Origin of the sequence: Flavobacterium resistens (assembly GCF_900182645.1) — a bacterium.
Lineage (GTDB): Bacteria > Bacteroidota > Bacteroidia > Flavobacteriales > Flavobacteriaceae > Flavobacterium > Flavobacterium resistens.
On record NZ_FXTA01000004.1, the window covers coordinates 286297 to 299451 of the forward strand.

At 33.6% G+C, this 13155-nt stretch carries 10 protein-coding genes; 8 read left to right on the forward strand and 2 right to left on the reverse strand.

Features of this window, described 5'->3' with window-relative positions:
* Nucleotides 1–4: 4 nt before the first annotated feature.
* Nucleotides 5–748, reverse strand: a complete 744-nt coding sequence (locus FN795_RS15930; protein ID WP_142451511.1) for a DUF3298 and DUF4163 domain-containing protein — start codon at nt 746–748, stop codon at nt 5–7.
* A gap of 201 nt (nt 749–949) precedes the next feature.
* Between FN795_RS15930 and FN795_RS15935 the strand changes: the two genes are divergently transcribed.
* On the forward strand, nt 950–2092 hold the full coding sequence (locus tag FN795_RS15935; RefSeq protein ID WP_035653075.1) for a cystathionine gamma-synthase: 1143 nt from the start codon (nt 950–952) through the stop codon (nt 2090–2092).
* 78 nt (nt 2093–2170) lie between these two features.
* Here the strand turns inward: FN795_RS15935 and FN795_RS15940 are convergent, their stop codons facing one another.
* The gene (locus FN795_RS15940) at nt 2171–2962 is read right to left on the reverse strand and encodes a THC0290_0291 family protein (protein WP_142451512.1); all 792 of its coding nucleotides are present in this window, start codon (nt 2960–2962) and stop codon (nt 2171–2173) included.
* Between the two features lie 326 nt (nt 2963–3288).
* Between FN795_RS15940 and gdhA the strand changes: the two genes are divergently transcribed.
* The 7 genes from gdhA (at nt 3289) to FN795_RS15975 (ending at nt 13151) form a co-directional block, all read left to right on the forward strand.
* The gene (gene gdhA / locus FN795_RS15945; protein ID WP_133526148.1) at nt 3289–4632 is read left to right on the forward strand and encodes an NADP-specific glutamate dehydrogenase; all 1344 of its coding nucleotides are present in this window, start codon (nt 3289–3291) and stop codon (nt 4630–4632) included.
* A 130-nt stretch (nt 4633–4762) separates the two neighbouring features.
* Nucleotides 4763–7045 (forward strand): type IX secretion system anionic LPS delivery protein PorZ, encoded by a 2283-nt coding sequence (porZ, locus tag FN795_RS15950; RefSeq protein ID WP_142451513.1) that lies wholly within the window; start codon nt 4763–4765, stop codon nt 7043–7045.
* Between the two features lie 90 nt (nt 7046–7135).
* Complete coding sequence (locus tag FN795_RS15955; protein WP_142451514.1) at nt 7136–7609, forward strand: hypothetical protein; 474 nt, start codon at nt 7136–7138, stop codon at nt 7607–7609.
* Between the two features lie 85 nt (nt 7610–7694).
* Complete coding sequence (gene recO / locus FN795_RS15960) at nt 7695–8408, forward strand: DNA repair protein RecO (RefSeq protein ID WP_142451515.1); 714 nt, start codon at nt 7695–7697, stop codon at nt 8406–8408.
* 130 nt (nt 8409–8538) lie between these two features.
* Nucleotides 8539–11940, forward strand: coding sequence for an isoleucine--tRNA ligase (gene ileS / locus FN795_RS15965; protein WP_142451516.1), 3402 nt, complete (start codon nt 8539–8541; stop codon nt 11938–11940).
* An 11-nt stretch (nt 11941–11951) separates the two neighbouring features.
* Nucleotides 11952–12332 carry a TraR/DksA family transcriptional regulator gene (locus FN795_RS15970; RefSeq protein WP_012022792.1) on the forward strand — a complete coding sequence of 127 codons (381 nt, stop codon included), beginning with the start codon at nt 11952–11954 and terminating at the stop codon, nt 12330–12332.
* Between the two features lie 222 nt (nt 12333–12554).
* Nucleotides 12555–13151 (forward strand): lipoprotein signal peptidase, encoded by a 597-nt coding sequence (locus tag FN795_RS15975; protein ID WP_142451517.1) that lies wholly within the window; start codon nt 12555–12557, stop codon nt 13149–13151.
* The last annotated feature ends 4 nt before the right edge of the window (nt 13152–13155 follow it).

Sequence of the window (13155 nt, forward strand, 5' to 3'; positions counted from 1 at the left end):
CCTTTTAATGATATTTCAAATATTGATTTACTTCATCATACGGAAATAATATTTCTTTTGGACCATCAGCGTATGATGCGGCTTCATAAGAGTTGTAGTATAACAGAAGGCCTTCTTCAGTATAAAAAATATTTTGTGGCAATTGAAATTTGTCGTTTTCAAACATTAAACCTGTTGCATTGATATTTGCTTTGGCAGGAATTTTATATTTCTCTCTGAATTTTTTTTCGGCGAAAGCCTTAAATTCTTTTTCGTTTTTGAATAATTGATCGTTAAAAATTGTTTTTCCGGTCTTTGGATCAAATAATAAGGATTTAAAACCTTGATAGCCATGTGCACCGCCGGTAAAAGTATAGTGATCAATTTTGATGTTTAAAATTTCTTCAGAATGGAATTCGACATTTCCTATAATTTTTCCTTCCCAGCCAAAAGTCTCAGTTGGAAATTTTTTATGCATTTCTTCATAAGACGAAATAAATGATTCTGTGAGGATATTGTAATTGATTGCTTTTGAAGGATTTTCGTCAAAATAAACAATCTCTTTTACGACTTTGAAAACTTTTTTATTGATACTGTCTGCAGTAATTTTTACATTTTTTGCAATTGGAACTTCAATAGTAATTACAGGACAATCGCTTTTGCAGGGAATAGTAGATTTTTTTTCAAACGTCTCATTTTCAAATGAAAGCTCTTTGTTACAACTTGTAAATATCAAAAACAAAAAGACTAAAAAAGTAGAATGTTTCATATATGTGAAAGTTATTTGTTAGCAGATATAAAAGGTAACACTTTTTATGGAAACGAAATTTTAATTTCACAAAAGTCTGACAGACAGTGGTTTTATGTCAAAAAGTGTTAATTATATACAAAGGTAAGAACTTGTTTCAGGATTAGAATAAATTAAACGGTAAATTTGTACAGCATTTATAGAATTAAAATTTGTAACTATATGAAATTCAATACTAAAGTAATACATGGTGGTCAACATCATGATCCAAGTACAGGTGCAGTAATGCCTCCGGTATATCAAACTTCAACTTTTATTCAAACAAGTCCAGGAAAACCTTTGGCAGATTATGAATATAGCCGAGCTTCAAATCCAACTCGTACAGCTTTAGAAAACGCTTTAGCAAGTATTGAGAATGGAACTCGCGGACTTGCTTTTTCGTCTGGTTTAGCAGCAACAGATTGTATTTTAAGATCATTTAAAGCCGGTGATGAAATCATTGCAATGGATGATTTATACGGAGGAACATATAGAATGTTTTCTAGAATTTATAAAGATTCTGGAATTAAATTCCATTTTGTTGATATGACTGATTTGGAGAAATTGAAATCGTTAATCAATGAAAATACAAAACTGATTTGGGTTGAAACGCCAACAAATCCATTGATGAAATTGGCTGATATCGAAGAAGTTGCCAAAATCACAAAAGCGCATAAAATTTTATTTGCAGTAGATAATACTTTTGCAACACCTTATTTACAAAAACCACTAGATTTAGGAGCTGATATCGTTATGCACTCAGCGACAAAATATTTAGGAGGACATTCTGATGTAATTGCCGGAGCTTTAATTGTAAAAGATGAAGCTTTAGGAGATCAATTGCATTTTCAGCAATTTGCAACTGGAGCAACGTTAGGACCAATGGATAGTTTTTTAGTTTTAAGAGGAATTAAAACACTTTCGTTAAGAGTTCAAAGACATTGTGAAAATGGAGAAAAAGTAGTAGAATTTTTGAGTAATCATCCTAAAATTAAAACGGTTTATTATCCAGGATTAAAAAATCATCCTTTTCACGAAATTGCTAAAAAGCAAATGAAAGCTTTTGGCGGAATGGTTTCGTTTACTTTTGTTTCAGGTAAAAAAGAAGATTCGATTGCATTTTTAGAGAAACTAAAGGTATTTACTTTAGCAGAATCTTTAGGCGGAGTGGAATCTTTGGCAAATCATCCGGCTTTAATGACGCATGCATCGATTCCTGCAGATAAAAGAGCTGAGGTTGGTATAACTGATGATTTAGTGAGATTAAGCGTTGGTATCGAAGATGCTGAAGATTTAATCGCCGATTTAGAGCAGGCTTTATCTTAAAAAAAATAGCAATAAAAAATCCCAAATTCCAATTTTGATTATTTTGGAATTTGGGATTTTTTTTATTTTGGAATTTCTCTAGAACTCTAAATAATAGATGTATCCAAAGTTAAACCATACTTGCCAGTCGTTTGACTTGTTTTCTTTATAAATATCTTTATTAGGATTTAGACCATCGACCCAGTCATTGCTGAACATTTTAAAACGAGTTTCAAACATTAAATCGCTCATTGTTGTCATTTTATAATGAACACCAACTCCTCCGGTTGCGGCTAAAACAACTCCTGTTTCAGTAGAAAAACCGTGTGGTCTTCCGTCTGATGGTGTTAAATATTTTCCTATAGTAACATTTGGAAATGTCAAATCTCCTAAACGAGAACCAACTTTTGCTGAATAATAGTCTACCTGAAATCCAAGACTCAAATACGGACTGAAACTACCAACTGTGTTTTCGAAGTCATGTATTTTGATAAAAGAAAATTCTAATTGAGATCCTATTCCTAATGTAGTTGAACTTGCTTCCATGTTTTTAAGCATCTTAACAAATACCGTTTCTGGCGTTTTGTCAACCCATCTTCCAAAATGTTTAAGTTCAGTATGGCTAAACGAAAGTTCAGATCTTACTTTAAAGTGTTCAGTAAAAAAACTTTCATGATTATTGGCGGCTGAAAAGTTGATGAAATGCATAACTCCAATCCCAAATCCGGTGTTTCCGACGTTAGTGTCAAAGTTGTTTCTCTGACCAAAATCAGATTGCAGTGTTACAGGTCCTGCGAATATTCCTATTTCTTGTGCTAAATCAGATTGGGCGTTTACTGCAGTACTGATACCAAGAATGGTAAATAGCGTGATAATTACGGGTTTGAGCATAGTATTTGGGCTTTCAAATCTTGGCAAATATATAAAAAAGGTTGTCTAATCAAAATAATAAATTCTTGTATTAAAAATTTAGTAACAAAACACTTAATTTTCTGACTTTAAGTGCAATGATTTGATGTAAAATCAGAGGTGTAAAATTGTATTTTAATTTTTGTTTAGAAATTACACAATTCTTCTCTAAAAACGAAAAAAAATAACAATTCATGATTGTTTTGCCTTATCTTTGCATGTTGTTACGAAAACGTTTTCTTTAAGGCGTTTTTCTTATTATAATTGATTTTAAGCTAAAAACTATTATTTGAATAATTTATTTAAAAATGGAACAAAAAATAAATGAATTTATGGCTCTGGTTGAGTCAAAAAATCCAAACGAACCAGAATTTCTTCAGGCTGTCAGAGAATTTGCAGAAACAGTTATTCCGTTTATTGCTGAAAGAAAAAAATATGATGGAAAAAATTTACTTCTTAGAATAGCTGAACCGGAAAGATCTATAATTTTCAGAGTTCCATGGGTAGATGATAAAGGAGAAATTATTGTAAACCGCGGATTTAGAATTCAGATGAATTCAGCAATCGGACCTTATAAGGGAGGTATTAGATTTCATCACACTGTAAACCTATCAGTTTTAAAATTTCTTGCTTTCGAACAAGTTTTTAAAAATAGTTTGACAACACTTCCAATGGGCGGAGGAAAAGGTGGTTCTGATTTTGATCCAGAAGGAAAATCGGATGGTGAAATTATGCGTTTCTGTCAATCATTTATGACAGAATTGTGCCGTCATATCGGTCCAGATCTTGACGTTCCAGCTGGAGATATCGGCGTTGGAGCAAGAGAAATTGGTTATTTGTTTGGTCAATATAAAAGAATCAGAAATGAATTTACAGGAGTTTTAACTGGAAAAGGTTTGGCTTATGGAGGTTCATTAATACGTCCTGAAGCTACAGGATATGGAGTTGTATATTTTACAGATCAAATGCTTCGTACAATTGGTCATGATATAAAAGGTAAAAGAGTTGCGATTTCAGGATTTGGAAACGTAGCTTGGGGAGTAGCTTTAAAAATAAATGAATTAGGAGGAAAAGTAGTTACGATTTCTGGACCTGATGGTTATATTTATGATGAAGACGGAATTTCCGGAGAAAAAATCGACCATATGGTTGAAATGAGAGCTACCGGAGATAACAGAGCAGAAAGATATTTAGAGAAGTATCCAAATGCGATTTTCCATAAAGGAAAAAGTCCGTGGGAAGTAAAAGTAGATATCGCAATTCCATGCGCAACTCAAAATGAGTTAACTGGAGAAGATGCTAAGAAATTGATTGATAATGGCGTTTTATGTGTAACTGAAGCGGCTAATATGCCTTCGACATTAGATGCTATTAAACTTTTCTTAGATAATAAAGTACTTTTTGCTCCAGGAAAAGCAGCTAATGCTGGTGGTGTTGCTGCATCTGGATTAGAAATGACACAAAACTCTATTCGTCTAAACTGGACAAGTGAGGAAGTAGATTTAAGATTAAAAGACATTATGGTTGGAATTCACAACCAATGTAAAAAATATGGCGCTGAAGAAGACGGCTATGTGAACTACGTAAAAGGAGCAAACATTGCAGGATTTGTTAAAGTTGCCGATGCTATGCTCGCTCAAGGTGTAGTGTAATTTTTAGTTATAGTTTTTTGAAATGCCTTCATTTGTCTCTGGACATTTGAAGGTTTTTTTTATTTATAAAAAGAACAAAAAACAAATAATTCCGTTTGTAGTATATTTGTTTATTCGAATACGTAAAATAATGAAAAGAAAGTTTCTGTATATTTTGTTTTTACTCTTGTCTCAATTTAGTTTTTCACAGAACAAATTGTCATGGCAAGGTTATTTTTCGTTCAACGAAGTAAAAGATATTTCAGAATCTTCTACTGCGGTTTTTGCAGCCTCAGAAAATGCTTTGTTTACAAAAGATGCAACAACAAATACAACTAAAACCATTACTACTGTTGACGGACTTTCAGGTCAGACTATTTCGGCTATGCATTATAGCGAAACCTTTAAAAAAACAATTGTAGGTTATGAAAATGGTTTGATGATTGTAATTAATGAAGCTGATGGAAGCATGCTTAAAGTTGTAGATATCATCAATAAGCAATTGGCTCCTAATCTAAAAAAAATCAATCATTTTATGGAGCATAATGGTTTGGTTTATGTCTCCTGCGATTTTGGAATTGTACAGTTTAATTTGACAACTCTGAAATTTGGTGACACCTATTTTATAGGAGATAATGGCGCAGAAATCAGTGTTAAGCAAACTACATTTTTTAACGGATTTATTTACGCCGCAACTTCAAGCGGAATAAGAAGCGCCGATATTGCAAATCCCAATTTAAATGATTTTAAGCAATGGTCTGTTGTGAATACCGGCGATTGGTCAAGTGTTGAAAGTTTAGATGCAGAACTGATTGCTATTAATTCTTCGGGTTATATTCATCGATTTAACACTAACAATTTTGTTGGATTTTCGCAACTTCCACAGGCTTCGGTTGATATGCGGGCGAAAAATCATAATTTGTTTATAACCATAAAAAATGCTGTATATGTTTATAGCAATCAAATGGTATTAATTCGGCAAATTTCTAATGCTCAGGTATTGGATAATACTATAAATTTTACTTGCGCAACTTCGGTCGGCAATGTGATTTTTATTGGAACAAAAGAAAAAGGTTTGTTTTCATCATCGCTTTCAAGCAGTTCTGCATTTGTAAATAGTACTCCATCTGGGCCGGCCCGAAATAATATTTTTTCAATGGATGTAACGCCAAGTGTTCTTTGGACAGTTTATGGAGATTATGACACCTATTATAATCCGTATGATTTAGATAGTTATGGGGTTAGTAAATACAATACTTCTGGCTGGCTAAATATTTCTTATTCTGACGTTTACAATGCAAAGTCGATGACAAGAGTTATTGTGAATCCAAAGAATGAAAAACAAGTTTATGCAAGTTCATTTTTTTCAGGTTTATTGCGAATAGAAAATGATGTTCCGAATCTTTTGTATAATGAAAAAAATAGCGGTTTAGAATCAATTACTACTGAAGGTCCAAATTATATTGATGTCCGTATCAATGCGACTGCTTTCGATAAAGCAGGAAATTTGTGGGTTACAAACAGTCGTATAAAAAATGGTTTGAAAGTTTTAAAAACCAATGGTCAATGGGGAAGTTATGCCATGACCTCAATCTTAGACGATGCTCAAGCTAGCAGTTATTCCAGTATTTTGGTGGATAAAAACAGCGTAAAATGGATTGGAACAAATCGTGACGGTGTTGTTGGTTTTAATGAAACGAATAATACCTTCAAAAAAATGACTTTTGGTGCCGATGCCGGAAATCTTCCAGTTGCCGATGTTAGAGCGCTTGCAATTGATACTAAAAATCAGCTTTGGATTGGAACGACAAAAGGATTGCGCGTTTTGTCCAATGTTGGAAATTTTCAGAATGACAGCCAGCTAAAAGCGAATCCAATAATTATTATGGAAGATAATTTGGCTCAGGAGCTTCTTTACGAGCAATTTATTACCACAATTGCGGTTGATGGCGCAAATAATAAATGGATTGGAACAAGTGATTCTGGGGTTTTTATGGTTTCGCCAAACGGACAGGAAACAAAATATCATTTTACAAATAGTAATTCGCCTTTGCCTAGTAATGCCATAAATGATATTAAAATCAATAGTACAACGGGTGAAGTTTTTATTGCGACCAATAAAGGTTTAATTTCTTTTGGCGGAATCGCAACTGAAGCCAATGAAGATTTGAGTAATGTTTATGTGTATCCAAATCCGGTACGGCCAACCTATTCGGGAACTGTAAAAGTTGCGGGATTATTGGATAAAGCCAATATTAAAATCACAGACATTGAAGGTAATTTGGTTTACGAAACAACTTCAGAAGGAGGAACAATTGAATGGGACACAACCGCTTTTGGAAAATATAAAGTTTCTTCTGGAGTTTATATGATTTTTATTTCTGCGCAAGACGGAGGTGAAACGAAAGTCAAAAAAGTTATGATTATTCGTTAGTCAAAATTAGTTTTAAGGATGAGCAGAAGAAATAAAAGTGGAATGCCAAAGCGAAAGAAGAAAGGGAACAAAATTTTAATTTTGCGGTTAATGCTTTTTTTCTTAGCCTTCTTTTGTTTCTTTCATTCATTAAGACAATACGATAATTTTACGATTATTAAATTTAGTTATTTAGTAGGTATTTTTGTTGTTTCAGGGCTTTTGTTTGGGGCAATTTTGTATCAATATGAAAAAGGATTTCAAGGAGTTGATTTTAAAACATATGATCATTTTGTGTGGAGCTTATGGGTATACGGATCAATTTCTTGTTCAGCTTTTTTTGTTTTAAATGAATATTTATCTGACAATAAAGATTACAAACAAACTGTTTTGATTCTGGAAAAACACGAGGCCTCTAGACGCTCTGTTCATCATATTGTTGTTAAAATTGAAGGAGATGAACGAGATATTAATCTTCCAAAAAATGAGTATTTGGAAATTTCGATGGCAAAAGCTGTTGAAATAAAATTGAAAAATGGTTTTTTTGATTTTCTTTTAATAGAGAAAGTTGAATTAAAATATTAAAAATTTACTTTAGATAGTATTCAGTCGCGGTCTCAGTTTTCAGTAAAACCTGAAACGTGAAACCTGAAACAAAAAAACAAAAACTTTGCTAGTCAAAACCAAAGCCATAGTAATCTCATCCCTAAAATTTCAGGAAAAAAGCTTGATCGTAAAATGTTTTACACTTTCAAGCGGACTGAAATCGTATTTTGTACGCGATGCTTTTTCGAGTCGGAAAGCGAGCCAGAAGATTGCTTATTTTCAGCCGTTTTCGATTTTAGAAATTGAAGCCGTTCATAAAAATAAAGGAACACTGGAAAATTTTAAAGAAATAAAAAGTGCAGTTCCGTTTCAGAGCATTCATACTGATATTGTAAAAAGTACAATGGTGATGTTTTTGTCTGAAATGCTTCACTATTCCATTCAGGAAGAAGAAAAAAACGAACAGCTTTTTCTCTTTTTAGAAACGGCTTTGACTTGGCTGGATCATCATGAAGAAATTTCCAATTTTCATTTGATTCTACTTTTAGAAATCACAAAATATTTGGGTTTTTATCCAGATATTTCAGAAATAAATTTGCCTCATTTTGAAATGAATGAAGGTGTTTTTACACTTTTTCAAGGAGCAAGTGTTTTAACGGAACACGAAACCAATTTGTTTAAAAAATTGGTCGAATTAAAATTCGATAATGATCAAAAAGTCTTTCATGTTTTAGAAAGGCAAATTCTTCTAAAAATTCTGATTGATTATTACAGTCTGCATTTGGAAGGATTCAAAAAACCTAAATCTTTAGAGATTTTAAAGGAAGTTTTCTCTTAAATCGATTAAAAGGCTATTATTTGTTGCGGAATATACCTGAAATTTCCTGAAATCGGTCTTTTTTCTTTCATCTTTTATCTATTTTCCTCAAAATTCCTTACTTTCGCACCTCGTTTAAGAAAAGGATAAAATGAGTACAAAATTTACTGAATACAAAGGACTTGACTTGCCAACGGTAGCGTCTGAAGTTCTTGATTTTTGGAAGAAAGAAAATATATTTGAAAAGAGTGTAACTACTCGCGAAGGTGCTGAGCCTTTCGTATTTTTTGAAGGTCCGCCTTCAGCAAACGGATTACCAGGAATTCACCACGTAATGGCGCGTGCGATTAAAGATATTTTTTGCAGATATAAAACTCAAAAAGGTTTTCAGGTAAAAAGAAAAGCCGGATGGGATACTCACGGTTTGCCTGTTGAATTGGGTACTGAAAAAGAATTAGGAATTACAAAAGAAGATATTGGCAAAACGATTTCGATCGAAGAATATAACGAAGCGTGTAAAAAAACCGTTATGCGTTATACTGACGTATGGAATGACTTGACCGAAAAAATGGGATATTGGGTTGATATGGAAGATCCATATGTGACTTACAAACCAAAATACATGGAATCTGTTTGGTGGCTTTTGAAACAAATCTACGATAAAGGTTTGTTGTATAAAGGATACACGATTCAGCCATATTCTCCAAAAGCCGGAACTGGATTATCTTCTCATGAAGTAAATCAGCCTGGAGCTTATAGAGATGTTACAGATACTACAATTGTAGCACAATTCAAGACTTTGCCGGAAACGCTTCCAAGCTTTTTACAAGGTTTTGGAGATATTCACATTTTAGCTTGGACGACAACTCCTTGGACATTGCCGTCGAATACAGCTCTAACAGTTGGGCCAAAAATCGATTATGTTTTAGTAAAAACTTTCAATCAATATACTTTTGAGCCAATCAATGTGATTTTGGCCAAAAACTTAGTTGGAAAACAATTCGGAAAAGGATTTTTCTTAAGTGAAGATGATGCTGATTTTGACAATGTTAAAAACGGCGACAAAAAACTTCCATATAAAATCTTAACTGAAGCAAAAGGAGCAGATTTAGTAGAAATCCGTTACGAGCAATTATTGCCTTATGTATTGCCATATCAAAATGCAGAAAATGCATTTAGAGTAATTTCTGGTGATTTCGTTACTACAGAAGACGGAACAGGAATCGTGCATACAGCGCCAACTTTTGGTGCAGATGATGCTAAAGTGGCAAAAGAAGCAAAACCGGAAGTTCCGCCAATGTTGGTTTTGGATGAAGAAGGAAATGCAGTTCCGTTAGTTGATTTACAAGGGAAATTCACTTCTCATGTTGGTGAACTTGCTGGTAAATATGTGAAAAACGAATATTACGATGCAGGACAAGCTCCGGAGAAATCGGTGGATGTTGAAATCGCAATTCGTCTAAAAGAAGAAAATAAAGCTTTTAAAGTTGAAAAATACGTGCACAGTTACCCACACAGTTGGAGAACTGACGAGCCGTTATTATATTATCCCCTAGATTCATGGTTCATCAAAGTAACCGATGTAAAAGATAGAATGTTCGACCTGAACGAAACTATCAATTGGAAACCTAAATCTACTGGTGAAGGACGTTTTGGAAACTGGCTTAAAAATGCCAACGACTGGAACTTATCTCGTTCTAGATATTGGGGAATTCCGTTGCCAATTTGGAGAACTGAAGACAAAAAAGAAGAAGTTCTTATTGGTTCTGTTGAAGAATTATACAATGCGATCGAGAAATCTATTGAAGCTGGTTTTCAAAAGGAAAATCCGTTTAAAGGTTTTGAAATCGGAAATATGTCTGAATCAAATTATGATTTAATTGATTTGCACAAAAATGTAGTGGATCAAATTACATTGGTTTCGGCTTCAGGCCAGCCAATGAAACGCGAAAGCGATTTGATCGACGTTTGGTTTGATTCTGGAGCAATGCCTTATGCACAATGGCATTATCCTTTTGAAAATCAAGATAAAATCGATGGGAACAAAGATTTTCCTGCGAATTTTATTGCAGAAGGAGTAGATCAAACTCGTGGATGGTTTTATACATTACACGCTATCGGAACTTTGGTTTTTGATAAAGTAGCGTATAAAAACGTAGTTTCAAACGGTTTGGTTTTAGATAAAAACGGAATTAAAATGTCTAAGAGTAAAGGAAATACTATAGACCCGTTTAAAACCATTGAAGAATTCGGTCCTGATGCCACACGTTGGTACATGATTATGAACGCAAATCCGTGGGATAACTTAAAGTTTGACCTTGAGGGAATTGCTGAGGTTCGCCGTAAATTCTTCGGAACTTTATACAACACTTATTCTTTCTTTTCGTTATATGCTAACATCGACGGATTTAAATATGCTGAAGCAGAGATTCCGTTAAACGAAAGACCAGAAATCGATCAATGGATTATTTCTGAGTTGAATACTTTAGTGAAGTTTGTTGACGAATGTTATGAAGATTACGAACCAACAAAAGCGACAAGAGCTATTTCTGAATTCGTTCAAGAAAACTTAAGTAACTGGTATGTTCGTTTATGCCGTCGTCGTTTCTGGAAAGGGGAATATGCTAAAGATAAAATCGCAGCTTACCAAACGCTTTATACTTGCTTGTTAACAATCAGTAAATTGAGCGCTCCAGTAGCTCCATTTTTTATGGATAAATTGTATCGCGATTTAACTGCTTCGACGGGAACCGAGGATTTTGCTAGTGTTCACTTGGCTGAATTCCCGAAATTTGTCGAAAACTTTGTTAATAAAACGTTAGAGAGCAAAATGCAGAAGGCGCAGACGATCTCTTCTTTGGTTCTATCACTTAGAAAAAAGGAAATGATCAAAGTGCGTCAACCTTTGCAAAAGGTAATGATTCCGGTACTTGACGACAATCAGAGAGCTGAAATCGAAGCTATTTCTGACCTGGTAAAAGCCGAAGTAAACGTGAAAGAAATCGAACTTTTAGACGATGCTTCAGGTATTTTGGTAAAACAAATTAAGCCTAATTTTAAGGCTCTTGGGCCACGTTTTGGAAAGGATATGGGTCTGATTTCTAAGGGAATACAAGGTTTTTCAGCTGAGCAAATTAATGAGTTGGACAAGCAGGGAACACTGGATATTGTTATTTCTGGAAATAATGTAACTTTATCATTAGAAGACGTCGAAATAACATCTCAGGATATTGAAGGATGGCTGGTTGCAAATTCAAATGGAATTACAGTTGCGCTTGACATTACAATTTCTGAAGAGTTGAAAAATGAAGGTATCGCGAGAGAATTGGTAAACAGAATTCAGAATATCCGTAAAGATTCAGGATTTGAAGTTACTGATAAGATTAAGGTACAGATAAAGAGAGACAGCATTTTAGAAGATGCAGTTTTGAAAAATGAAGACTATATTAAGTCTGAGACATTAACAGATGATTTGGTTTTTGTGGATGCTTTAGAAAACGGCACAGAAATTGAGTTTGATGATATTAAAACAATGATATTAATTTCAAAATAAAGTATAATACCATGATAGATGAAATTACAAGATACTCTGACGCTGATTTGGCGGAGTTCAAAGAAATAATCCAAGCAAAAATTAAAAAAGCACAAGAAGATCTTGATTTGATCAAAAGTGCCTATATGAATGATTTGAATAACGGAACAGACGATACATCTCCAACTTTCAAAGCTTTTGAAGAAGGAAGTGAAACAATGTCTAAAGAAGCAAACTCTCAATTGGCAATTCGTCAGGAGAAGTTTATCCGCGACTTGAAAAACGCTTTATTCCGTGTTGAAAACAAAACATATGGTATTTGCAAAGTAACAGGTAAATTAATCAGCAAAGAAAGGCTTAAAATTGTTCCTCATGCTACAATGAGTATCGAAGCTAAAAACTTGCAGAGATAATAATATTATCATTCTTAAAAAAAGCGTCCCAAAATGGGGCGCTTTTTTCTTTAATACGACTTTCCAAGTTTTAATTTCGGTAAATTATATTGCGAAAAAGCATTTCTTACAGATGCAAAAAGCGAATCCGTTTGATTTCGATTTATTACGAAACAATTAACGTTACTTAAAAAGTGCTTTTTTGATTTAATTAGTTATTTTTGCGCATCAAAATTTTATAAAATGTCATTACGAAAAGCGTATTTCCTTATATTTTTAGTTTTAATTGTTGATCAACTATCAAAAATCTACGTAAAAACAAACTTTGTTCTGGGTGAAGAGGTTGTTTTATTTGATTGGTTTAAGATTCATTTTATAGAAAATGAAGGAATGGCATGGGGAACAAAAATTCCAGGTGAATATGGAAAATTAATTCTGACTGTTTTTAGAATTTTTGCTGTTTTCGGTATCGGTTGGTGGCTTTCAGATGCGATTAAAAAACGTCATTCTACTTATTTAGTAGTGGCGATTGCATTAATTTTTGCTGGAGCAGCGGGTAATATCATAGATTCGGTTTTTTACGGAGTTATTTTTGATGACAGCACGCACACTATGGCAACACTTTTTTCGCCGAATCCTTATGGAAGCTGGTTCCATGGTTTAGTAGTTGATATGTTTTATTTTCCTATCTGGGAAGGTAATTTACCAACTTGGCTGCCAATTTTTGGAGGCAAACATTTTGCTTTTTTCAATGCTATTTTTAATGTTGCCGATATAGCTATTTCTACAGGAGTTGGAATATTATTGGTTTTCAATAAAAGAGCTTTTCCAAAGCACTAAATTC